Annotated in this window: 26 protein-coding genes; 9 read left to right on the top strand and 17 right to left on the bottom strand. The window is 69.7% G+C overall.

Features of this window, described 5'->3' with window-relative positions; translation table 11 throughout:
• Positions 1-191 precede the first annotated feature (191 nt).
• On the bottom strand, positions 192-713 hold the full coding sequence (locus MCBMB27_RS14350) for a DUF2244 domain-containing protein (RefSeq protein WP_075381974.1): 522 nt from the start codon (positions 711-713) through the stop codon (positions 192-194).
• A 20-nt stretch (positions 714-733) separates the two neighbouring features.
• Here MCBMB27_RS14350 and nth point away from each other — a divergent pair, with 20 nt between their 5' ends.
• Both nth and purC read left to right on the top strand, forming a co-directional pair.
• Positions 734-1,621 (top strand): endonuclease III, encoded by an 888-nt coding sequence (gene nth / locus MCBMB27_RS14355; RefSeq protein ID WP_236952714.1) that lies wholly within the window; start codon positions 734-736, stop codon positions 1,619-1,621.
• Between the two features lie 230 nt (positions 1,622-1,851).
• Positions 1,852-2,646 carry a phosphoribosylaminoimidazolesuccinocarboxamide synthase gene (gene purC / locus MCBMB27_RS14360; protein ID WP_043350657.1) on the top strand — a complete coding sequence of 265 codons (795 nt, stop codon included), beginning with the start codon at positions 1,852-1,854 and terminating at the stop codon, positions 2,644-2,646.
• A 6-nt stretch (positions 2,647-2,652) separates the two neighbouring features.
• Here the strand turns inward: purC and MCBMB27_RS14365 are convergent, their stop codons facing one another.
• The 4 genes from MCBMB27_RS14365 to MCBMB27_RS14380 all read right to left on the bottom strand — a co-directional run bounded on the left by MCBMB27_RS14365 (position 2,653) and on the right by MCBMB27_RS14380 (position 7,550).
• The gene (locus MCBMB27_RS14365) at positions 2,653-4,275 is read right to left on the bottom strand and encodes a glycosyltransferase (RefSeq protein WP_053610807.1); all 1,623 of its coding nucleotides are present in this window, start codon (positions 4,273-4,275) and stop codon (positions 2,653-2,655) included.
• Entirely contained in the window at positions 4,272-6,179 is a 1,908-nt protein-coding gene (locus MCBMB27_RS14370) for a glycosyltransferase family 2 protein (protein ID WP_083683550.1), read from the bottom strand. Before MCBMB27_RS14370 ends, MCBMB27_RS14365 begins: the two co-directional genes overlap by 4 nt.
• Positions 6,180-6,306: 127 nt before the next feature.
• Positions 6,307-6,981 carry a hypothetical protein gene (locus tag MCBMB27_RS14375; RefSeq protein ID WP_091955464.1) on the bottom strand — a complete coding sequence of 225 codons (675 nt, stop codon included), beginning with the start codon at positions 6,979-6,981 and terminating at the stop codon, positions 6,307-6,309.
• A 23-nt stretch (positions 6,982-7,004) separates the two neighbouring features.
• Positions 7,005-7,550 carry an invasion associated locus B family protein gene (locus MCBMB27_RS14380; RefSeq protein ID WP_091955462.1) on the bottom strand — a complete coding sequence of 182 codons (546 nt, stop codon included), beginning with the start codon at positions 7,548-7,550 and terminating at the stop codon, positions 7,005-7,007.
• Between the two features lie 183 nt (positions 7,551-7,733).
• Between MCBMB27_RS14380 and MCBMB27_RS14385 the strand changes: the two genes are divergently transcribed.
• A complete protein-coding gene (locus MCBMB27_RS14385; RefSeq protein WP_043387560.1) occupies positions 7,734-8,108 on the top strand; it encodes a hypothetical protein in 375 nt (124 codons plus the stop codon).
• Positions 8,109-8,140: 32 nt separating this feature from the next.
• On the opposite strand, the gene MCBMB27_RS14390 is transcribed toward MCBMB27_RS14385, so the two are convergent.
• The 3 genes from MCBMB27_RS14390 to MCBMB27_RS14400 all read right to left on the bottom strand — a co-directional run bounded on the left by MCBMB27_RS14390 (position 8,141) and on the right by MCBMB27_RS14400 (position 9,852).
• Positions 8,141-8,875, bottom strand: a complete 735-nt coding sequence (locus MCBMB27_RS14390) for a M48 family metallopeptidase (RefSeq protein ID WP_043758838.1) — start codon at positions 8,873-8,875, stop codon at positions 8,141-8,143.
• 63 nt (positions 8,876-8,938) lie between these two features.
• Positions 8,939-9,490: an A24 family peptidase gene (locus MCBMB27_RS14395; RefSeq protein ID WP_051045115.1), complete on the bottom strand. Its 552-nt coding sequence runs from the start codon at positions 9,488-9,490 to the stop codon at positions 8,939-8,941.
• A 197-nt stretch (positions 9,491-9,687) separates the two neighbouring features.
• Entirely contained in the window at positions 9,688-9,852 is a 165-nt protein-coding gene (locus tag MCBMB27_RS14400; protein WP_012320434.1) for a Flp family type IVb pilin, read from the bottom strand.
• Positions 9,853-10,150: 298 nt separating this feature from the next.
• Between MCBMB27_RS14400 and MCBMB27_RS14405 the strand changes: the two genes are divergently transcribed.
• Together MCBMB27_RS14405 and MCBMB27_RS14410 are read left to right on the top strand one after the other, a co-directional pair.
• Positions 10,151-10,645 carry a pilus assembly protein N-terminal domain-containing protein gene (locus MCBMB27_RS14405; RefSeq protein ID WP_075380731.1) on the top strand — a complete coding sequence of 165 codons (495 nt, stop codon included), beginning with the start codon at positions 10,151-10,153 and terminating at the stop codon, positions 10,643-10,645.
• Between the two features lie 224 nt (positions 10,646-10,869).
• The gene (locus MCBMB27_RS14410; protein ID WP_043357445.1) at positions 10,870-11,547 is read left to right on the top strand and encodes a metallophosphoesterase family protein; all 678 of its coding nucleotides are present in this window, start codon (positions 10,870-10,872) and stop codon (positions 11,545-11,547) included.
• On the opposite strand, the gene MCBMB27_RS14415 is transcribed toward MCBMB27_RS14410, so the two are convergent.
• From MCBMB27_RS14415 to hemA, 8 genes are all read right to left on the bottom strand, one after another.
• The gene (locus tag MCBMB27_RS14415; RefSeq protein ID WP_075380732.1) at positions 11,544-11,927 is read right to left on the bottom strand and encodes a DUF423 domain-containing protein; all 384 of its coding nucleotides are present in this window, start codon (positions 11,925-11,927) and stop codon (positions 11,544-11,546) included. The two genes, MCBMB27_RS14410 and MCBMB27_RS14415, sit on opposite strands and share 4 nt — an antisense overlap.
• Complete coding sequence (gene yihA / locus MCBMB27_RS14420) at positions 11,924-12,577, bottom strand: ribosome biogenesis GTP-binding protein YihA/YsxC (RefSeq protein ID WP_043387550.1); 654 nt, start codon at positions 12,575-12,577, stop codon at positions 11,924-11,926. The genes MCBMB27_RS14415 and yihA overlap by 4 nt, the downstream gene beginning before the upstream one ends.
• Before the next feature lie 13 nt (positions 12,578-12,590).
• Entirely contained in the window at positions 12,591-14,447 is a 1,857-nt protein-coding gene (yidC, locus tag MCBMB27_RS14425; RefSeq protein ID WP_075380733.1) for a membrane protein insertase YidC, read from the bottom strand.
• Complete coding sequence (rnpA, locus tag MCBMB27_RS14430) at positions 14,437-15,039, bottom strand: ribonuclease P protein component (protein ID WP_043357132.1); 603 nt, start codon at positions 15,037-15,039, stop codon at positions 14,437-14,439. The genes yidC and rnpA overlap by 11 nt, the downstream gene beginning before the upstream one ends.
• A gap of 79 nt (positions 15,040-15,118) precedes the next feature.
• Positions 15,119-15,253, bottom strand: coding sequence for a 50S ribosomal protein L34 (rpmH, locus tag MCBMB27_RS14435; protein ID WP_007558110.1), 135 nt, complete (start codon positions 15,251-15,253; stop codon positions 15,119-15,121).
• 169 nt (positions 15,254-15,422) lie between these two features.
• Positions 15,423-15,968, bottom strand: a complete 546-nt coding sequence (locus MCBMB27_RS14440; RefSeq protein WP_043387545.1) for an adenine phosphoribosyltransferase — start codon at positions 15,966-15,968, stop codon at positions 15,423-15,425.
• A gap of 279 nt (positions 15,969-16,247) precedes the next feature.
• The gene (locus MCBMB27_RS14445; RefSeq protein ID WP_043357127.1) at positions 16,248-17,045 is read right to left on the bottom strand and encodes an inositol monophosphatase family protein; all 798 of its coding nucleotides are present in this window, start codon (positions 17,043-17,045) and stop codon (positions 16,248-16,250) included.
• Positions 17,046-17,383: 338 nt separating this feature from the next.
• The gene (hemA, locus tag MCBMB27_RS14450; protein ID WP_043357125.1) at positions 17,384-18,679 is read right to left on the bottom strand and encodes a 5-aminolevulinate synthase; all 1,296 of its coding nucleotides are present in this window, start codon (positions 18,677-18,679) and stop codon (positions 17,384-17,386) included.
• A gap of 315 nt (positions 18,680-18,994) precedes the next feature.
• Between hemA and MCBMB27_RS14455 the strand changes: the two genes are divergently transcribed.
• From MCBMB27_RS14455 to MCBMB27_RS14465, 3 genes are all read left to right on the top strand, one after another.
• Positions 18,995-19,186: a hypothetical protein gene (locus tag MCBMB27_RS14455; RefSeq protein WP_043357123.1), complete on the top strand. Its 192-nt coding sequence runs from the start codon at positions 18,995-18,997 to the stop codon at positions 19,184-19,186.
• Between the two features lie 86 nt (positions 19,187-19,272).
• Positions 19,273-20,562: a UDP-N-acetylglucosamine 1-carboxyvinyltransferase gene (murA, locus tag MCBMB27_RS14460; protein ID WP_043357121.1), complete on the top strand. Its 1,290-nt coding sequence runs from the start codon at positions 19,273-19,275 to the stop codon at positions 20,560-20,562.
• A 166-nt stretch (positions 20,563-20,728) separates the two neighbouring features.
• Entirely contained in the window at positions 20,729-21,235 is a 507-nt protein-coding gene (locus MCBMB27_RS14465; protein ID WP_075380734.1) for an alpha/beta hydrolase family protein, read from the top strand.
• Here the strand turns inward: MCBMB27_RS14465 and MCBMB27_RS14470 are convergent.
• Positions 21,208-21,600: a hypothetical protein gene (locus MCBMB27_RS14470; RefSeq protein ID WP_075380735.1), complete on the bottom strand. Its 393-nt coding sequence runs from the start codon at positions 21,598-21,600 to the stop codon at positions 21,208-21,210. The genes MCBMB27_RS14465 and MCBMB27_RS14470 overlap by 28 nt on opposite strands.
• A gap of 186 nt (positions 21,601-21,786) precedes the next feature.
• Between MCBMB27_RS14470 and MCBMB27_RS14475 the strand changes: the two genes are divergently transcribed.
• Positions 21,787-22,233 (top strand): DUF2948 family protein, encoded by a 447-nt coding sequence (locus MCBMB27_RS14475; RefSeq protein WP_043351500.1) that lies wholly within the window; start codon positions 21,787-21,789, stop codon positions 22,231-22,233.
• Position 22,234 lies beyond the last annotated feature (1 nt).

Below are 22,234 nucleotides of genomic sequence, written 5' to 3' on the forward strand. Positions count from 1 at the left end.
AATCCCGCCGCTTGTCAGAAGATGCCTCAGCGCCCGGTCCACTTCCGCGGCCGGCGCCGATGAGCCGGGGTATAGGCCCACCGTTCCGGGCCGTCAACACCCCGTCACACACGCGATCGATATTTATGCGCGCGCCTCCCGGCGGAGGCTCGCTTGTCTCGTGCGCGATGCGCATGGCGTCGGCAGTTGGGTCAGTAGCCCTTCTTCACCTGGGCGAGCGCCGCGCTGAGACCCTGCGCGATCCGGGCCCGCTCGTCCGGCCCCGCATCCCGGGCCACGAGCGCCTGCTGCCGACGTGAGACCAGGGTCAGGCGCTGAAGCCCGTACTCGTCATCCTCCACCGTCTCGATCTTGGTCCAGAGCGGATTGAACCGCCACTCGCGCCGCTCGCCCCGGTGGCTCACCCGGGCGAGCAGGATCTCGATCTGGGAGATCATGACCTCCTCGAAGGAGCGACCGCGGCGGAAGCTGACTTTCAGGGCCGCGTAGATCGCCAGCATGTCGAGGCCGAAGAACCCTGCCACCGGCCAGAAACCCATGCGCCAGGCCCAGATCGAGACGACGAGCGAGACCGCGCAGCAGCCCGTCATGACCACCCGGAAGCCGAGCCGGCTCAAGGATTGATGGGGCCGGATCTTCGCGGTGAAGACGGGCCGGTCGATCGTGTCCGGATCGAGCCCATAGGGATGGACGGAAGGATTGCCGCTCGCCATGCGATCCATATAACGCGCCGATGTCCGCCAGAAAGACTCCCACTCCCGTGACGGATCGCTCCGGTGGCGATACCGCAATCCGGGCGACGGCGCCGTCCCGGGCCGCGCCCAAGGGCGCATCCAAGGGCACTTCCAAGGGCGCTTCCAAGGGCGCTTCCAAGAAAGCGGATCCGGTCGTCTCGAAGAGCGCGCTGAAGAGCGCGGCCGCGGTCCGCCGTGGCGGTCCGATCGGGACGGCACGCTCGGGGCATGGCGACACCGCCCCCGAGGCGGTCGATGTCGCCACCCTCGCCGAGATCTTCCGCCGCTTCCACGCGGCGGAGCCGGAGCCGAAGGGCGAGCTCCACTACGTCAATCCGTTCACCCTTCTGGTCGCCGTCGTGCTCTCGGCCCAGGCGACGGACCGTGGGGTCAACCTCGCCACAGGGCCGCTCTTCGCGGTCGCCGACACACCCGAGGCCATGCTGGCATTGGGCGAGGACCGGGTCCGCGATTTCGTTCGGACGATCGGGCTGTTCAACACCAAGGCGAAGAACGTCGTCGCCCTCTCGCGCATGCTCGTGGAGCAGCACGGTGGCACGGTGCCGGCGAGCCTGGAGGCCCTGCAGGTGCTGCCCGGCGTCGGCGCCAAGACCGCGAGCGTCGTCCTGAATATCGCCTTCGGGGTTCCGCGGATCGCCGTCGATACCCATATCTTCCGGGTCTCGAACCGGATCCCCCTCTTCGTCGGCTCGACCACCGATAAGGTCCAGGCCGGTCTCGAGGCGCTGGTGCCGGAACCCTACCGCCGGCACGCCCATCATTGGCTGATCCTGCACGGCCGCTACACCTGCAAGGCGCGCAAACCCGAATGCCCGCGCTGCCTCATCGCGGACCTCTGCCGCTACCCGTCCAAGACGTCCGCCTGACCGGTGGATCCTAGGCGGCGGCGCGACCGCGAACCGCGTTCCGGCTACGTCCGGAGCGCCCTCCGCAATACCGCCCTGCAGGCTAACGCGTTGTGCTGGAAGCCCGCTTCCGCTAGTTTGGCGGCCGGTCGCCGGGGCCCTTGGGCAGAGGCCGTCCGGCGGCCCGACCTCGCGTCCGGTCGCCGCGCCGCGGATTCCTCCCAATCGTCGCGCATCAGGAGCCTCGGCCCATGGACTTCCTCAAACCACGGTACACGCCTATGAACCGCCGCCGTCGCATCTACGAGGGCAAGGCGAAGGTCCTCTACGAGGGGCCGGAGCCCGGCACGCTCATTCAGCACTTCAAGGATGACGCGACGGCCTTCAACGCGAAGAAGCACGAGGTCATCGACGGCAAGGGCGTCCTGAACAACCGGATCTCCGAGTTCGTCTTCCAGCACCTCAACGACATCGGCGTGCCGACGCATTTCATCCGCCGGCTCAACATGCGCGAGCAGCTGATCCGCGAGGTCGAGATCATCCCCCTCGAGGTCGTGGTGCGCAACGTCGCGGCCGGCTCGCTGGCGACCCGGCTGGGCCTGGAGGAAGGCACCCAGCTGCCGCGCTCGATCATCGAGTTCTATTACAAGAACGACGCGCTGAACGACCCGATGGTCTCCGAGGAGCACATCACGGCCTTCGGTTGGGCGACGCCCCAGGAGATCGACGACATCATGGCGCTGGCGATCCGCGTCAACGACTTCCTGTCGGGCCTCTTCCTCGGCGTCGGCATCCGACTGGTCGACTTCAAGATGGAGACCGGCCGCCTTTGGGAAGGCGACATGATGCGCATCGTGGTCGCTGACGAGATCTCCCCGGATTCCTGCAGGCTCTGGGACATCAAGTCCTCCGACAAGCTCGACAAGGACCGGTTCCGCAAGGATCTCGGCGGCCTGATCGAGGCCTACACCGAAGTCGCCAAGCGGCTTGGGATCATGTCGGAGAACGAGAAGGTCCAGGGCAGCGGCCCGCGGCTCGTCCAGTAAGCGCGTTCAGGCGGGTGGGCGGCGCAGGTGCGTCGGCCCCGCCTCCGGAAAGCCCGGCCGCAGCCGAGCGTGGGTCGAGAGGTCCGGGTCGAAGCCCGGGTGATAATGGGGGTCCTGCACCAGTAGCGGCCCCCATCGCTTCTTCAGCGCCGCGATCTCGCGCTGGTGGCGGGCGCGGGCCTCCGGAGTCCAGCGGCGACTCGCCGCCTCTCGGTGGTGCAGAACCGCTCCGGGGACCAGCAGCGTGCGATAGCCGTCCGCGTTGAGGCGCAGGCAGAGATCGACATCGTTGAAGTCCACCGCGAAGACCGCCTCGTCGAAGCCGCCGACCGCCCGGAACTTGTCCGCTTCGACCGCCAGGCAGGCGGCCGTGACCGCGGAGACCGCGTGCGTGACGCGCAACGCCGCCAGATAGCCGGACGCGTCCCCCGGGAAGTGGCGGTGCCCGTGGGTGACAAGGCCGCCGGTCCCGAGCACGATGCCGCCGTGCTGAATCCGTCCCTCGCCGTCGAGGAGCTTGGCGCCGACGGCGCCGACATCCGGTCGAAGGGCCTCACGGGCCATCAGAGACAGCCAGTCGGGCCGGAACGCCTCGACGTCGTTGTTGACGAAGACCAAGAGCCGGCCGCGGGCGCGGGCCGCGGCCGCGTTGTTCATGGCGGCGAAGTTGAACGGCCCGGGACAGGGCACGACATGCCCCCTCCCCTCCCCTTCGAAAGCGCGCAGAAAGGCGAGGGTCTCCGGCTCGCGACTGTCGTTGTCGCAGACCAGGATCTCGATCGACGGCCAGTCGGTGCAAGACCGCAGGCTTTCGAGACAGGGGCGCAGGAGATCCAGGCGATCGCGGGTCGGCACGATCAGGCTGGCCAGAGGCCAGGTCTCGGGAAGGGGATGTTCGACCTGGACGAAGCTGTCGGGCCCCACCGCGACCCGGACGGCCGACCGCCCCGTTCGGTCCAGGTGATCTCGCACGATCGCGTGATGGGACGCGGGGCCCTCCGCGCCTTCCGGCGGCGGGACCGGGCGTCCGGCGCGCCGCACGGACAGAAGCTCCGGGATATGGCCGATCGCGCCCGGGCCGAAGCGCTCGGCAATCCGGAACGCGGCCTCAGCCGGGCTTCGGGGCGCGGCGGCCGGGTCAAGGGCGCTGCCGCGGCAGGCCAACACGGGCCCGAGATAATCGAACGCCACGAGCCGGTCGGCGTCGAAGACCGGTGGCAGAAGCGGCACCACCACACCGCCGATCCGCTCCTGTACGAGGGCATCGCCATAGAGGGCTTGGAGGTCGGGCTCCGCGGCGAAGCGGGCGGCGATCCGCTCGGGTGCGCCGGTCACGAGGATGCCGTCACCGATCAGACGGATTGCGTCCCCCGGACCGGCCGGCGCCGGCGGGAAGCGGTCGAGAATCGCGGGCGGCAGCGAAAGCCGGTGGTCGATTCCGATCAAGGCCGCGAGCGCTTGCCGGGCCCGCAGGCGCTTCCCCATCAGGCGCGCCCGCACGATGGCAGCCGCGGCCCGGGGGTGAACGAGGATCTGGCGGGCTGTCCCCAAAAGCGTGCGCCAGGAGCGGCGCGGCGATCCGTGATACGGGCCGCCTTCACGGCCCGATGCCCCGTCCGACGGCGTCATTCCAAGTCCTCGCCGAAGGTCGTGACCGACAGGGCGGGATGGTAGAACGGATCGTGCCGGATCACGGCGCGCCAGCGCTCGGAGAAGCGGGCCGCCTCCTGCTCGAAGCGCGTGCGCTTGGCACCGACGGAGGGACCGCGGCTGACGGATTCGAGATGGGCCAGGGTCGCGGCCGGCGTCCAGATCGTCTTCCAGCCGGCGGCCCCGAGGCGCAGGCAGAAATCCACGTCGTTGAAATCGACCGGGAAGGACTCGGCGTCGAAGCCCCCCACCGCCAGATACTTGTCGCGCGCGACGGCGAGGCAGGCGGCCGTCACCGCCGAGACCTCGTGCGCCACACGCAGCCGGCCGAGATGGCCCGGCGTGTCCCCGGGCCGGCGGCGCAGGATATGGCCCGCCCGACCGCCGAGGCCGACGACGACGCCGGCATGCTGCAGTGTGCCGTCGCCGTAGAGAAGCTTTGCCCCGACGGCGCCGACATCCGGCCGGCAGGCCTGCCGGACCATGGCTTCCAGCCAGCCGGGCTCCAGGACGGCGACATCGTTATTCAGGAGCACGACGATCGCGCCCGACGCCGCGCCGACGCCGGCATTGACCATCGCGGCGAAATTGAAGGGTTGAGGGTCCATGAGGATCCGCACGCGCGGATCGTCGCGCAGGCTTGCGTAGTGATCGAGCACCGCGGGATCGGTGGAACCGTTGTCGACGATGATCAGCTCGATCGCCGCATAGGCGGTCTCGTAGAGCACGCCGCGGCAGACGCGGGTGATCAGGTCCAGGCGGTCGCGCGAGGGAATCACGATGCTCACCAGCGGCGCCGGATCCGGAAGCGGCCATTTCAGGTGAACGGCGCCGTCGTGGATCTCGGCACGAAGCGAAGGCCACCCGGATCGACGCGCGTCGAGGGCTGCCGCCCGGGCGGACGCGTCGAGCCCATCGCCGACGGTGCGGGCGAGAATCCGCGGGACATGCGCCACCCGCGCGGCGCGGGTCGTCGCGACGGCCGCGATGGCCAAACCGATCTCCTCCATCGGGCCGACGGGGCGCTCCGGACTTGCGGAGAGCCACGTCTTCGACAGGAGCAGGGGGAAACCCGGATAGCCCGTCGCCAGGGCAAGATCCGGGCTCCAGTCCGGCTTCAGCTGCGGGCGACCGTCGGGGCCGATCGCGTCGCCGTAGGCCAGGTCCGCGTCCGAGAGGGTGTGGGCCAGCAGCGCCAGGGCCTCGGGCTCCAGGACGTCGCCGGGGCGTAGCAGGCACAGGGCGTCCGCATCGCGGAGAAGATCGTCGAAGCCGGCAGCATCGTCCCAGGCACGGTGCGACACGGGCCCGTCCTCCGATGGAGGCGGCGCGCCCGACCATGCGACCGAGACCCACTCTGGCTTGTGCGTCTGCGCGGCCAGCGCGTCGCGCGCGGCGCCCAGCACCGCCGCCTCGCCGGGTCGCGCGAGCAGGAGACAGCCGATCCGCAGCGCGGAGGGTGGAAGGCCGGCGGGCCGGGATCGGGCAGCGGCCCAGGACGGGAAGCGGACCATCGGCGTCACCGCGCAGGTGCCGCGCAGGATGTCCCGATAGCGCCGGTCCGAGCCGCGGGCGCGCTCGTAGAGCGCGGCGAGGCAGCGCCAGGGCCGGCGGAGGAGACTTTGTGCGAGCACCCCGGCCTCGTGCCGGGCACCGACCCGCTCCAGAGCGAAGTCGGCACCGGCCGAGAGGCGGATCTCGCGCGCATCCGAGGGGACCAGCCCCAACCAGTGGGCGAGTCCCTGAGAGGCGCCCGGCAGGACGAAATCCTGAACGGCATCGTCCGGACCCCGCAGGACGCGGAGGATCGGGCGCCGGGGTGGCGCCGCGGGATCGCCGCTGTAGCTCAGTACGATCCAGCCGACAGGATGATCGGGGAGCACGAGGCGGCGGTCGTATTCGGGATCGGCTACCGGTTCGAGGCGAAACCGTGTCGCCCGGCCGAGCCAGATCTCGCCGTGACCGGTCCTCGCAATCAGTCGGTTCGGATCGCCGAAGCGTGCCGCGGCGTCACTGGGCAGCGTCGCCTCCGCCGGCGGGTGCTGCGGCGACCGCCGGTTTCCGGCGGCGCGGCTTCGCAGCGGCCTTCCCGGCCCCCTTGCCGGCGCCGACCCCCACCGCGATGTCGTACTCGGCCGTCATCGCGGCAGGAACCTGTAGGTCATCGGCGACGACCGTGGCGAAGCCCTGGGCCTCACCCGGTCCGACCGTGACGCTGACCCGCTCGGCGCGGCTTGAGACGACCTTGCCGTTGTAACGGATCTGAAACGTCACCGGCACATCGAACCGGCCCGGCGCGCCGGCCGGCCCGAGCAGCACGTTGACCTCCGCGCCCACCTTGACGGTGATCGAGCCGTCCTGACGCCGCGTGCATTCGCGGGCAAGCCGAGCGAGGGCGTACTGGGTGCGCACCGTATCGCCCGCAAGGGTTCGCGAGGCGGCGGCACCCTCGACGACCTCCACCGGAGGGCAATAGGGCGGATCGAGGGTTTCGGGCTGCGACGGCGGCACCGTCGTGCCTCCGTACTTGAACAGGTTGGAGAAGATGTTCCCCTCCTCGGCCCGGCACGGCGCCGCAGCGGCGAGGGACAAGGCAAGCACGAGACCGCCCCGCCGGAGCAGCGCGTTCGGCAGCCGGGTGAAGCCCGGGGACCGCGTCGGAGTCCTGTCTTGAAGTCCGATCATCGCACGGCTCCCGATCGGCACCGTCATTTCAGGCTATCGAACCCGGCCGCGAAGCCCTTCATCGACAGCGGGATCCCGACGCCTTCCTCGGGCGTCTGGAACACGATGAAGGTGGCTTGCGTGCCGTTCTTGAACTGGCGGATCAGACCGTCATCCATCACGACCTCGGCCACGCACCCGGTGGTGAGACAGCGGACGAAGCCCGCGCGGCCAATATCGGTCTGGTCGATCTTGAGGCCGAGGCCGGAAGGCAGGAGGACGCCCAGCGGCGCCACCACCCGCAGAAGGTAGCCGCGGTTGTCGGCCGTCTTCAGGACGATCACCACCAGGGTCAGATTCGGCCGGTCCTCGGCGGCGAGATACTGGACGAGGGCACATTGCTCGGCCTTCGCGCCGGCCGGCGTCTCGCAGCGCAATTGCCAATCCTCGAAGGTCTTGCGCACCATACCCTGGGCCGCGGCCGGCCCGGCGGGCACGAGCGCGGCCGCCAAGAGGGCGAGGAAAACCGGCAGCGCGGCGCGCCGGACGGCGCGCCGGAAACGAACGAGCCTCGCGTGAAGCGGCACCACCGATCCCTTCGGAACGCTCCGGCCGAGGACCGGCGGGAGCCGTACAATCGGGCGTGTTCCGACCATGGTCGGGCCCGCGCTGTCAAGCGATGCGGTCGCGGTGTTGCGCGTCGGCGCTACCCGCGCGGGTGTTTGCGGCCTAGATTGTGATCGAACACTCCTCCTGCGCCGGATCCCGCCGTGATGCGCCTGCTCACTCTCTCGGCCGCCTGCTTGATGGCTACCCTCGCGCAGGCGGGAGCCCAGTCCCTGCCGGTCGGGGAGACCACCTACATCGAGCGCTCGCTCAATCACACCGACACGCTGGTGATCGAGCATCCGCCGGTGGCGGCGAACCCGTATGGCCGCCGCAACGGACATGCCGCGATCGCCGGCTATTGCCGGGACGGTGGTCTCATCCGGCGGCGTGACGAGTTCGGCAACCCGGTGATCATCCGCCAGCGGGAGGTGTGCGACAGCGTCGCGCCGCGTACCCTCAGTCCCGGCGAGGTCGATCCCCGCCCGAGCTGGCCGGCCGATGCCGTGGCGCGCCAGCGCGTCCTGCGCGCCAAGGGCTGACGCAGGTCACGCCGTCTTCTCCAGTCGGCGGATCAGCCGTACCGATGCAGGCCGGTGCCGTGGCGCTTGAGCCACGCTTCGGCGGCGTCGGTGTTCGGACAGAGGGCGTGCACGAGAGCCCAGAAGCGTGGGGAATGGTTCATCTCGCGCAGGTGGGCCATTTCGTGAGCGACCAGATAGTCGAGCACCATCGGCGGCGCGAGAATCAGGCGCCATGAGAAGTTCAGCTCCCCGCGGGCCGTGCAGGAGCCCCAGCGGCTGCGGGTGTCGCGCAGGGTGACGCGGACCGGCCTCTGCCCGAGTTGCACCGCATAACGCTCGATCGCCTCGGCGAGGTCGTGCTTCGCCTCACGGGCCAGGAAGTCGCGGATTCGGCGCGCCACATGGGCTGCGTCGCAGGACACCGAGATGGCCGGCTCTCCGGCGACGCACTCGACCCGTACCGGACCGCTGCGAGTGCCGCGCTGGAGGATCCGGTGAGGCTCGCCGCGGAGCGGCAGGCTGGCCTCAGGCTCGAAGGCCACGCGAGCCGGCACACGGGCCAGACGCGTTGCGATCCAGCCCGCATGGCTCGCAGCGAAGCGCTGGGCGGTGTTGACGGCGGTGCGGCTCGGAAGGGTGATCACCGCCTCGCCGGTGGCGGCCGAGACCCGGAGGGTGATGCGGCGCGCGGTCTCCCGCCGCCGGAGGGCAACGCGGAAACTGGCCCCCTCGTGCTGGACCTCAAGATGATCGGGATCGGGGCGACGCAGCAGCGCGAAGGGCATGCGCGACTTCTAGCTGGGCCGGACGCGCGGCTCCAGATCCCGCCGGCCCGAAGCGCCGCGGCTTCAGCCAGCGAGGGCCCGGGTCCAGACGTCGGTGTCGGGCAGGACGAGGAGAGCGGCCGCCGCCAGGGCGATCCCGTACGGGATCCCGGTCTTGGCGTCGTGCAGATGCAGTGCGAACGGCATGCGCGCAATCCGGACGGGCAGCGGATGCGTCCGCGCGAACAGGATCCCCAGCGTCAGGGCACCGCCGAACAGTGACGCCACCAGCAGGTAATCGCCGAGTCCATCGAAGCCGAGCCACAGGGCCGTGGCGGCCGCGAGCTTGGCATCGCCGCCGCCGATGACACCGAAGGCGAAGAGCGCGAAGGTGACGAGCAGAACGACCGCGCCGGCCGCGCAATGGAAGCCGATCTCGGCCCAGCTCATCGGGCCCGTCAGGGCGAGGAGCGCGAACCCCGCCACGAGGCCGAGGGAGATCCGGTTCGGGATCAGCATGGTCAGAAGATCGCTGGCGGCTGCGTACGCCATCAGGAACGGGAAGAGGATCAACAGGCCGAATCCGGCCGGGCCCAGACCTGTCAGGCCGAGGCTTGCCGTCGCTGAACCGACCATCTCGGCGCCCATTTCGTCGAAACCTGTCGCATCACCGGCCAACGATCCGACCCGGCCATCCGTCGGCCGGAATGGATCCGCGCATTACCAGACGGCCTGTGCCGCCGCGAACGAGAACGATCCCGGCCGGCCGAGCCCCCGGCCTCTCGCCGAGAGCCGGGGTGTCTCGCACCTGCCGCAGATCAGAGCCGTCTCGCTTAGTTCAGGTTGCCGGAGATCTGGCTGAACTTGCTGGTGAGGCTGGTGCCAACGGTCTTCAGCGCGGTGATGATGGCGACGGCGATCAGGGCCGCGATCATGCCGTACTCGATCGCGGTGGCGCCGGACTCGTCCGAGGCGAAGCGCGTGAACAGGGTCTTCATGGAGAGCGATCCTTCGATCAACATAGAGCGAGGCAAAACTTGCGCGATGACCGATGAAGATTTTTCTTGTCTCGATCGGCGGCCTGCACAGACTGGCGATTTCGCCTTGAAAATCGGTTAAATCGATCCCGGAGCGTCGTAAAATGCCGTCTCGTTGCGAGATTGGTGAAGGTTGGGTTTCTTCGATACGGCAGTGCGCGGACTCTTGGTCTTGCTTAGCGCTTCCTTCACCCATCCCGCGATAGCCTCGGGCTTCGGGTCGGATCTCGTCCGCTACCCGTCGTCTTGAGGAAACCCGATGCGCCGCACCCTGTCGATTGCGGGCCGAGCCGGCCTCATCGTCCTGATGACGGGCGCCACAGCCGTGGCGGGTCAGCCCGAGCTGCTGCCGGTCGTGACCGTTCTGGTGGACAATGCCAAGGTCCTCCGCCTGCCGGAGAAGACCTCGACCATCATCGTCGGGAATCCGATCATCGCCGAGGTGACGCCGCAGAAGAACGGCGTCCTCGTGCTCACCGGCAAGAGCTTCGGATCGACCAATCTCATCGCCCTCGACAACGGCGGCGCCATGATCGCCGAGACGACTATCCGGGTCGAGGCGTCGCGGGACTCGACCATCACGGTCCAGCGCGGTCTCGACCGGGAATCCCTGTCCTGCACGCCGAGTTGCCAACCGTCGGTACAGCTCGGCGACTCGGCGAGCTATTTCGGCACGACCAGCGGGCAGGCCGACGCGCGCCGCAAGCTTGCGACCGGCGGCGGCACCGGAACAGTTCCGGCGGCCGATCACTGATCGAACCGGATCCGGGAGCGAAGACGCCCGGGTGACGTCGCGGCCGATGTCGCGGGAATCACATCGCCACCCGCCGTCGATGCGGGGGCGCCCCTCAGCGCCGCTCTGGTCGGCGACAGCCTTGCGGACCATCGCCTCGCGCTGAGGCTGACCCGGCGACGGGGAGCAGCCCGTCCCGATCATGGACCCTTGCGGAGCGGGACGGCCCGGTGGACGATGGCGCGATGGAATCCGGTCCGCTCACCTATGTCATCGGCGACATCCACGGCTGCGCCGACCTCCTCGATGCGCTGTTGGAGCGGATCGCCGACCATGCCGCCGACCGCGGCCGCCGCCTCGTCTTCCTCGGGGATTATATCGACCGCGGGCCGGACAGCGCCGCGGTTCTCCGCACCGTGAGCCGGCTGAATTGGGCCGAGCCCGAGCATGTCATCTGCCTGATGGGCAATCACGAGCGGATGCTGCTCGATGCGCTGCAGACCCCTCAGGCCGCGGAACACTGGCTCTACAACGGCGGGGAGGCGACGCTCGCCTCCTTCGGCGCCCGGGAGGCGGGCGATCTGCCACGCGACACCCTCGACTGGCTCGAAGGTCTCCCCACCCTGCATGGGGATGACGCCCGCTGGTACGTCCATGCCGGTTTCCGGCCCGGCGCGGCGATCCCGGATCCGGACGATCACAATCGGCTCTGGATCCGCGAGCCGTTCCTGGAGGGCGACCACGATTTCGGCCGCCACGTGGTCCATGGCCATACCCCCCAGCGCAACGGACGGCCCGAAATCCGCCGGTTCCGCACGAACCTCGACACCGCAGCGGTCTACGGGGGAGCCCTCACGGCAGGCGTCTTCTCCGCCGCGCAGGGCCCGGCGCTGCATTTCCTGCAGGTCCGGGCGCCGGCCTAGACGGTTCGACGCACGGGAACGAGGGCGCACAGGATCCCGACGAGCCAGCCGCCCATCAGGACGACGCCGCCGGTGGGCGCAGCCATCGGAAAGAGCGGGCGCTGGAGCCACGTGCGCACCGAGAGGTCGCCGCAGAACAGGATCAGACCGAGGACCAGGAGCCCCGAAGCCGTCCGGGCAAGCCCGATCCGGGCAAGGCCGGCGGTGCCGAAGCCGATGAGCGCCAGAATGGCGGGGGCGTGGAACAGCAGGAACTGCGCCGCCGTCTTCAGCGAATCGGCGCCGGGGATGTGCGCGGCGGCGGCGCTCAACGCCACACCGAGCAGGCCGGCGAGGCAGGCGAGCGCCGCGAGCGCACGATCGACACCCGCAACACTCACGCGCCGCGCTCCACGAGGAGCCTGGCGATGGCCGCACGCAGCTCCGGCACGCCGGAATCGTCCCGACTCGAGGTGAGGATCACCTGCGGATAGGCAGCCGGACGCTTGGCAAGCCCGGCCTCGATCCCGGCAATGCGGCTCGCGACCTCGCCCTTCTTGAGGGAATCCCCCTTGGTCAGCACGACCTGATAGCTCACCGCGGCCTTGTCGAGGCCGTCGAGCACATCGGTATCGATCGACTTGAAGCCGTGCCGGGCGTCGATGAGCATGAACACGCGGGCGAGGCTGGCGCGCCCCTTCAGGTAGGAATGGATCAGCCGCGTCCAGGCCTCGACCTTGGCCTTCTCGACCGCGGCGTAGCCGTAGCCGGGCATGTCGACGAGGGATAGGCGCTCGCCGATCCGGAAGAAGTTCAGCTGCTGCGTGCGCCCGGGCGTGTGCGAGGTCCGCGCCAGGGTGTTCCGCCCGGTGAGGGCATTGATCAAGCTCGATTTGCCGACGTTCGACCGTCCCGCGAAGGCGATCTCCACGCCCTCCATGGGCGGCAGCCGATCGAGCGTCTGGGCAGCCGCGTAGAAGTCGGCGGCGCCGGCAAAGAGAAGGCGGCCGGCCTCAAGAAGGTCGGCCGCATCGTCGTTGGTTTCAGTCACGGCACATTGCCTGTCAGCTCTTGGTGGCGGCCGTCTTGGTGCCGTTGCCGCGCCGGAACGTCGATCGCAGGTTGTCCCACAGCTCCACCTTCACGCCGTTGCGGCGCATGATGACGTACTGCTGGATCACCGACAGCGTGTTGTTCCAGGCCCAGTAGATCACGAGGCCGGCGGGGAACGACCCCAGCATGAAGGTGAACACGATCGGCATGAAGGTGAAGATCTGCGCCTGGACCGGGTCCGGCGGCGCGGGGTTCATCTTCATCTGCACGAACATCGTCACGCCCATGATCAGCGGCCAGACGCCCAGGTGGACGAAGTCGGGCGCCGGGAAGGGCAGCAGTCCGAACAGGTTCACGATGCTCGTCGGATCCGGCGCCGCGAGGTCGTGGATCCAGCCGAAGAACGGCGCGTGCCGCATCTCGATGGTGATGAACAGCACCTTGTAGAGCGCGAAGAAGACCGGGATCTGGATCAGCACCGGCCAGCAGCCGGCGACCGGATTGATCTTCTCCTTCTTGTACAGCTCCATCGTGGCCTGCTGCGCCTTCAGGCGGTCATCCTTGTAGCGCTCGCGGATGGCGGCCATCTCCGGCTGCACGGCCTTCATCTTGGCCATCGAGACGTAGGATCGGTTCGCGATCGGCAGGAACAGCAGCTTCAGGCAGAAGGTGACAACCAGGATCGAGACGCCGAAATTGCCGAACAGGTGATAGAAGAAGTCCAGCGCCCGGAACATCGGCTTGGTGATGAAGAAGAACCAGCCCCAATCGATCATCAGATCGAAGTGCTTGATGCCCAGGTCCTTCTCGTAGTTGTTGATGACGTTGACTTCCTTGGCGCCCGCGAACAGCCGCTGCGTCGCGGTGACCGAGGTGCCGGCCGCCACGTTCACGGCGTCGCCGCGCACGCTCGCCTGATAGACGTTGGTGGTCCCGTCGGTCCGGTCGGTGAAGGCGCCGGTATACGGCGTGTCCTGATCGGGGATCGCGGCGGCCGCCCAGTACTTGTCGGTGATGCCCACGAAGCCGCCGGTCACGCCGGTCCAGGCCTTGCCCTTGGTGTTGGCGCCGCCGTAGGCGCCCTCCTTGGCGAGCTTGTCGTAGGTGAATTCCTGGAGCCCGTCGTTGCCGAGATAGCCGATCATGCCCTCGTGCAGGACGTAATAGCCCTGGGTGTGCGGCTTACCCCAGCGGGAGACGAGGCTGTAGGGGTAGAGCGTGATCGCGCCCGAGCCCTTGTTCTCGACCTCGTCGCGGATCGTGAACATGTACTTGTCGTCGACCGCGATGATCCGCTTGAAGACGAGGCCGGCGCCGTTGTCCCAGGTCAGGGTCACGGGCATGCCCGGCTGGAGCGTCTTGCCCTCGCTGGTCCAGAGGGTGTCGTTGTTGGGCAGCGGCCCGGCATTGGCGCCGACCCAGCCGAACTCGGCGTAATAGGGCGTCTCGCTGCCGGCCGGCGAGAACAGCACGATCTCGGGGCTCTTGGGGTCGACGGTCTCGTGGTAGTTCTTGAGCGACACGTCGTCGACGCGGCCGCCCTTCAGGGTGATCGAGCCGGATAGCGCCGGGGTCTCGATCCGGATGCGCGGCGAGCGGGCGAGCGCCGCCTCGCGGGAGACCGGGCCGCCCTGCGGCGTGGGCAGCGTGCCGGGCACCGGCGCGGCCGGGCCGCCCTCCTTGGGGGACGGCGAGGGCACGCCGTCCGGGGTCACGCCCGGGGGCTGCTGTTGCTGCGCGGCCTTGTTCTGGGCCTCGATCAGCCGCTGCTGCTCCATGCGCGGGCCGGCCACGAAGTACTGCCACCCGAGCAGCACCAGCAGCGACAGGCCGATGGCCACGAACATGTTCGTCTTGTCATTGCCCATCAGGGACACCGCCGCACGCGTTCGGAGTGGCATCAAGACCGGCGCCGGCCCCGGGGGACCTGCGCGCGCCGGTGATTCGGTGATCTCTGTCGCACCCCTGCGACGGGCCGATGTCGGCGCGGCCGGAGGGCGCGGGCTGCGCGGAGGCGCCCGCTTCCTGCTGGAGAGATGAGGTTTGAGGTGTGGTCTTGGACCGTCGGTTGCCGGATCGGCCGGACGGCCTGTCGCTCCGGGGCGCCGCAGGCCGGGTCACCGTCGGGATCGCACGCCGCAGGTCCTCGGCCAGCGACGCGAAGGGGGCGTCCAGCGCCGGGCGCCGGGCGATCAGTACGATGTCGGCCGGCAGGGTCGCGAGTTCGGTCGGCAGATCGGCCGCGACCAGCCCCAACGCGGCGCGGAGACGGCGCCGGATGCGGTTGCGCTCCGTCGCGTGACCCACGCGCTTCGTGATGGTGAAACCGAGACGGAGGCCGGGGCAGGCCTCCGGATTCCGGAGGCGCCCCTGCGCGGTCATGCGCTCGGTGTGAAAGCGACGCCCCTCGGCCGCAGCCAGGAAGTCGGGTCGTTTCTTGAGCCGCTCGATCGTCGCCATCGATGGTTCGATCCCGGCCGATACCACTTGCCTCACGGCGCGGATGCGCGAAGGCCTCCGCGCCCGAGAGGATCCGGCCTCAGGCCGACAGGCGCTTGCGGCCGTGGGCGCGACGGCGCGCGATCACCTTGCGGCCGCCGGCGGTGGCCATGCGCGCACGGAAACCGTGGCGGCGCTTACGGACGAGCTTGCTCGGCTGGTAGGTTCTCTTCATGGCTCAGAGCCTTCAAAGGTCGAGGCGCGCTCGCGGGCGGCTGATGCCGCACCCGACCTTCACGCGTCCTTGGTTGTCTGCAAACACGAAGGGCGCCCATGCGGGGCGCCACGTCGCGAGTGGCGGGCTTATGGCGGATGGGTCCCGCGAAGTCAACGTTCGGCGGGGCTCAATGCCCCTCGAACTGCATGAGGGTCCGCACCTCGACGCCCATGTCGCGCAGGCGCTGGGCCCCGCCGATCTCGGGCAGATCGATGACGAAGCAGGCGGCCACGATTTCGGCGCCGATCTTCTGAAGCAGGTTCACCGCCGCCGTGGCGGTGCCGCCGGTGGCGATCAGATCGTCGACCAGGAGCACCCTGTCGCCGGGCCGGACCGCGTCGACGTGGATCTCGATCTCGTCGGTGCCGTATTCGAGGGCGTAGGCCATCGAAACCGTCGTGTGGGGCAGCTTGCCCTTCTTGCGGATCGGCACGAAGCCGCAGGAGAGCTGATGGGCGATGGCCCCGCCCAGGATGAAGCCCCGGGCCTCGATGCCGGCCACTTGGTGGATCTGCCCGCCCGCATAGGGGTGAACCAGCGCGTCCACCGCCCGCCGGAAGGCGCGCGGGTCGCTGAGCAGCGTGGTGATGTCGCGAAAGATGATCCCGGGCTTCGGGTAATCGGGAATCGAGCGGATCGATTCCTTCAGCGCGACGTGGCGGCGGGCTTCCATGCGTTCGGCCTTCCGTGGAGAACCGCGGGCTTAAAGCAGAAGGTTGCGGTCCTGACCAGTTTCCGGCGGCAGGCCGGGCGGGTCAGGCCGCATTCGGTGCGTCCCGGCGGTCCGGCGACCGTCCCACGCGGCGCGAGCGGTCCGGTCGCCGCGGGCGCGCTTGGCTCCGAGGAAGCCCGCCCGAGGCGGGCAATCCCTGATCGCCGCGGACGTCGAGACGCGGCGCGTCGGCGGCCCGTCATCCCGGTCTCCGCCGCGCGGTCCCGGGATGACGGGCCGCTAGGCCGCCTGGACCTTCTTGAGGATGGCGACGAGTTCCCGGTGCAGCTCCTCGTTGCCGCAGGCCACCGACCGGGGCGCGAGCGGCTCGGCGGCGCCATCCGCGGAGGTCACGAAGCCGCCCGCCTCGCGCACCAGGATCACGCCGGCGGCGAAATCGTAGGTCTGGAGATCGCGCTCCCAATAGGCGTCGAGGCGCCCGCAGGCGACATAGGCCATGTCGAGAGCCGCCGATCCCATCCGGCGGGTGCCGCCGGCCACCGCCATGACGGCGCCCAGCTCGCGCAGGAGTCGCGGATGGCTGCCGCGACCGAGATAGGGCGTTCCGTAGCCCACCAGCGCGTCGGCCATGTCCTGACGGCCGGAGACGCGCAGGCGCCGGTTGTTGAGATAGGCCCCCTTCCCGCGCTCGGCGACGAACAGCTCGTCCTTGATCGGGTCGAAGATCACACCGGCGACGATCTGGCCCTCGCGCTCGAGGCCGACCGAGACGGCGAAATGGGGCACGCCGTGCAGGAAGTTCGAGGTGCCGTCGAGGGGGTCGATGTGCCAGGTGTGGCTTTTGTCGGTCCCCTCGATGATCCCGTTCTCCTCCTGCACGAGGCTGTAGCCTGGGCGCGCCTTCATCAGGGCGTCGCGCAGCACCTCCTCGGCCTTGCGGTCGGCCGCGGAGACGAAGTCACCCGGGCCCTTCCGCGAGACCTGCAGGTTCTCGACCTCGCCGAAGTCGCGGCGCAGGCCGCGCGCGGCCTTGCGCACGGCATCGACCATCACGGTCATGAGCGGGGAGGAGATCATGGTCGGACTTTTCGCGGGTGAGGATTGACGCCGTCGTTACAGCCCGGCGCCGGAAAAGACGAGATGGGGGCAGGACATGGGCGCCGTGCGGCGGGGGGCCGGCCCGGACCGGGTCCCAGGGATCGTCGTCGCGGCGCGGCCCGTCCCTCGGGCGAGAGGGACGGGATGAGGGGCGTGCGTCAGCCGGACGTGGCGCGACCTGAGCGCGCGTCACCGGCACGCCTGATCCGGAACCTACCCTCCCTCAGCGGGAAGGGTGAGCCGATCGCGCCCTGTGATAGAGGCCACGGCCCCTCGATGGGGCCAGGCCGTGGCGGTCGATACGGAGACCCGAGGCCCTACTCTGCGGCCTCGACGAAGACCGTGCCGGCCCGGGGCAGATCCAGCGCCTCCCAGGTCTCGCTGAGGGCCGCGGCGAGGCGCTCGATATGCGCCGCGTCGTGGAACGGCGACGGCGTGATCCGCAGGCGCTCGGTGCCGCGCGGAACGGTCGGATAATTGATCGGCTGGATGTAGATGCCGTGGTGTTCCAGCAGGTGGTCGGCCGCGGCCTTGCACAGCTCGGCATCGCCGACCATCACCGGCACGATATGGGTCTCGGTCTCCAGGATCGGCAGGCCCGCCGCGGCCAGGGCCGCCTTGGTGGCCGCCGCCTGGCTCTGGTGTGCTTCCCGCTCGGCGCTGGAACGCTTGAGGTAGCGCACCGACGCCCGTGCCGCCGCCGCCACGGCCGGCGGCAGCGCGGTGGTGAAGATGAAGCCCGGCGCGAAGCTGCGCACGGCGTCGCAGATCGCCGCCGAGGCGGTGATGTAGCCACCGACGCAGCCGAAGCCCTTGGCCAGCGTCCCCTCGATCACGTCGACCCGGTGCATCACCCCGTCGCGCTCGGCGATGCCGCCGCCGCGCGGACCGTAGAGACCGACGGCGTGGACTTCGTCCAGATAAGTCATCGCGCCGTAGCGGTCGGCGAGGTCGCAGATCCGGCTGATCGGCGCCACGTCGCCATCCATCGAGTAGACCGACTCGAAGACGATCAGCTTCGGCCGGTCGCCAGCCTCCTGGAGCAGCTCCTCCAGATGTTGGAGATCGTTGTGGCGGAAGATCTTCTTCGCGCAGCCTGAATGGCGCACGCCCTCGATCATCGAATTATGGTTGAAGGCGTCGGACAGGATCAGGCAATCCGGAATCAGCTTGGCGATGGTCGAGATGCCGGCCTGGTTCGACACGTAGCCCGAGGTGAAGACGAGACCCGCCTCCTTGCCGTGCAGGTCGGCGAGTTCGCGCTCCAGATCGACGAGGGGCGAGTTGTTACCGGCGATGTTGCGGGTGCCGCCCGCGCCCACGCCGCAGCGGGCGGCGGTCTCGGTCATGGCGGCCACCACCTCCTTGTGCTGGCCCATGCCGAGGTAGTCGTTCGAGCACCACACGGTGATCTCGGTCGTCTTGCCGTCGGGCTGACGCCACTTGGCCGTCGGGAACCGCCCGGAAATGCGTTCGATATCGGCGAAGACACGGTAGCGCCGCTCGCCGTGCAGCTGATCCAGCGCGCCGCGGAAGTAGCGCTCGTAGCCGGAACCGGCGCGCGTCGATCCCGTTGGGGCGAGCGTCGTGCTGGGCATCCGGGTCACGGTCATCGAGCGTCCTTCGCGTATTCGGCCACGCGGGCGGCGCCTTGAAGCGCCGGGTCCCGCGATCTGAGGTCTGGCCTCGGTCAGTCCTTCGCGTGAGGACCGGAAGATACGCGCGGATCTGGAACTGGTTCAAGGTAAGGTTCCGACATCGCTGCGTTGCATCCGTTGAGAGGGCGGCACGAACCCGGTAGCGTCCGTCAGGATCTTTCCCTCCGAACTTGGCTCCGGCGCACTTCCGAATCCCATGTTTCAACCCGCAGATGACTCCTCCCACCGGAACGTCCGTGTCCCGAGCTTGCGGCGACCAAGGGTCGCGCCATGACGGACGCGAAGACGGACGCGAAGGATGCGCGCACGGAGCGCCTGAAGGCGGCCCTGCGGCAGAACCTGCGGCGCCGCAAGGCGCAGGATCGGGGCCGGACCGAAACGAGACCGGCTCCGGACGCGGACCGGTCCTGCACGTCCGAGGCCGCGATCAACGGTCCTGATTCCGACAAATCCGGTCTATAGGGCACGGCCAAGCCTGGGCGCTTCCGCGCCCGCGATCAGCACGGCCGGCCGCGCGCCATCGGGGATGCGCCGCCCAAGGACATACGATGGACCGCATCCACATCACCGGCGGCGCGCCGCTCAACGGCGTGATCCCGATCTCGGGCGCCAAGAATGCGGCGCTGCCGCTGATGATCGCCAGCCTGCTCACCGGCGAGACGCTGGAATTGATCAACGTGCCGCGGCTTGCCGACATCGCCGCGCTGACGCGGATCCTGGGCAACCACGGCGTCGACCACATGGTGGTCGGCAAGCGCCCCGGTCAGACCACCGAGACGGGCCAGACCATCCGGCTCACCGCCTCGAACGTCATCGACACCACCGCGCCCTACGACCTCGTCTCGACCATGCGGGCGAGCTTCTGGGTGATCGCGCCGCTGCTCGCCCGGTTCGGCGAGGCCAAGGTGTCGCTGCCCGGCGGCTGCGCCATCGGCACCCGGCCGGTCGACCTGCTGATCATGGCCCTGGAGAAGCTCGGGGCCGAGATCGAGATCGACGCCGGCTACGTGGTCGCCCGCACGAAGAACGGCCTGCGCGGCGCCGAGATCGTCTTCCCCAAGGTCACGGTCGGCGGCACGCATGTGGCGCTGATGGCGGCTGCGCTCGCCTACGGGACCACGGTGATCGAGAACGCCGCCCGCGAGCCGGAGGTCGTCGACCTCGCGGAGTGCCTGAACAAGATGGGCGCGAAGATCCGCGGCGCCGGCACGCCCCATATCGAGATCGAAGGCGTGGCCCGTCTGAACGGCGCCCGCCACGCGGTCCTGCCCGACCGGATCGAGACCGGCACCTACGCCATGGCGGTCGCGATGGCCGGCGGTGACGTCGTCCTCAAGGATACGCGGGCCGATCTGCTGCACGCGGCCCTCGACATCCTGTCGACCACGGGCGCCGAGATCACCCCGGTCGAGGGCGGCATCCGCGTGCGCCGCAACGGCGCCGGCATCGCGGCGGTCGACGTCACCACGGACCCGTTCCCGGGCTTCCCCACGGATCTGCAGGCGCAGTTCATGGCGCTGATGACGCTGGCCAAAGGCCAGTCGCATATCCGCGAGACGATCTTCGAGAACCGGTTCATGCACGTGCAGGAACTGGCCCGGCTCGGCGCGAAGATCCGCCTCGAGGGCGACCTCGCCATCGTCGAGGGCGTGGAGCGGCTGAGGGGGGCACCCGTCATGGCCACCGACCTGCGCGCCTCGGTGTCCCTGGTGATCGCGGGCCTCGCCGCCGAAGGCGAGACCCAGATCAACCGGGTCTACCATCTCGACCGCGGCTTCGAGGCGCTTGAGGCCAAGCTCGGCCGCTGCGGCGCGCAGATCGAGCGCGTCCGGGCCTGAGCGACCCCTGCGGTCCGGGACGTCGATGGACGTCGGCGGGCCGCCGATGTCGTCTGAACCCTGACCGCCGATCCGGGGCGCGGGATTCGGTTCTACGGCCGGGCCCAGGACGGGCGGCCTCTGCTCGATCTGCAGGACGGCGGCGGAGACGAGAACCGGCACGTCTGTGCGGTCGATCGCCGGGACAAACCGGGACCTGACGCCCATCCCGGGCGGCGCGGCCGGGCTCGTCCGGGTCAGCCAGACGAGCCCCCCTCACGGGGAGGCGTTCCGCGCACAGGTGATCCGGGCGATCGGCGATCCGGACACCGCGGCGGGGCTGGACCTGATGCGTGCGCGCTCGCCGGTTCACCGGGCCGGCGGGATCCGGGCGCCCCTCCTGATCGCGCAGAGCGCCACCGCCCCCCGGGTGAAGCAGGCCGAGTCCGACCAGAGGGTCGCAGCCCTCGATGCGAAGCGCCTCACGGTGACCGATCCGCTGTTCCCGGACGAGGGCCACGGCTTCGTGCGGCCCGAGAACCGCCTCGCTCTCTATGCCCGGGCGGAGGCCATCCTGGCCCGGCATCTCGGCGGCCACGCCGAGAGCCTCCGGACGCGGCGGCCGAGGCGGGCCATGCCCCGCAGGTCATGCGCGACAGCGGATGCTCAATCCTCGATCTGCCCGCGCCTGTAGCCGAAGCCGGGTATGTCGCAGCCGCAGGGCGCATTGGGCGGCGCCGGGCGCGTCAGGCATGTGCCGCGGGCGGTCACGCAGACGCTGTCATCCCACGACCGCCCCGGGCCGGTGCGCCATTGAGGCCGGATCCGGTCGGACGCATCGTCGAATTGCGGCGGGGGCGGAGGCCAGCCGTAGCCATCGTCGGCGGGCGGTGGCGGCCGGCGATCTCGGGGCGGCGGGGCGTAGACGTCCCGGTCCGGACCCGGTCGGCCGTAGATGTAGGGCCGCGCGTCGGGGCCGACCTGCGCACCCGCGGGACCGGCCGCGTGAATCCCCAGTGCCAGCGCCGCCAGAGTCGCGTGCGTCGTGAACTTGGCCATCCTCGACCCTGCTTCGATCCGTCCGCCGCGCCTCTAGCCCACGGCGCTGGGTCGAGCCTGTGCCCCGTCCGCACCCGGCATCCTCAGGTCGGGCGTTGCCCGAACGGGGCTGCGCCGCTACCTACGCCCTGCCGCGGGGCCCCTCGCCGACCGGCCCACGCCCCGCGTTCGCCGAGGACCCTCTGCATGGAGCTGCTCAAGCTCGCCGCCCTCGACATCGAGGACTTGACCGTGATCTCAGCCCACCTGCAGGACGCGATCCTCCGGCCGGAGGATCTGACCTATCTCGCCGGTGAGCAGCGCTTCCTCATGGCGGTGCGACGCTTCGACTGGACACCGGACGCCCCGCCCCGGCGGCGCCTCGCCGGCCTGCACATCGAGCGCGTCCGGGGCGTGAAGAGCCGCGGCCTGAAGCCGGGCGACGCCACGCCGATGAGCCTGCTCGCGCTGACCTTCGAACAGACGGATGCGCCGTCGGGTCACATCGATCTCGTCTTCTCGGGCGGTGCGGCCCTTCGGCTGGAGGTCGAGTGCATCGAGGTCCGGATGAAGGATCTCGGCCCGGTCTGGGAATCGGCCACCCGTCCCGGCCACGACATCGACACCGACACGACCGCCGGCCCGGCGGCCTGAC

It is taken from the genome of Methylobacterium phyllosphaerae (genome assembly GCF_001936175.1).
GTDB classification, from domain to species: Bacteria; Pseudomonadota; Alphaproteobacteria; order Rhizobiales; family Beijerinckiaceae; genus Methylobacterium; species Methylobacterium fujisawaense.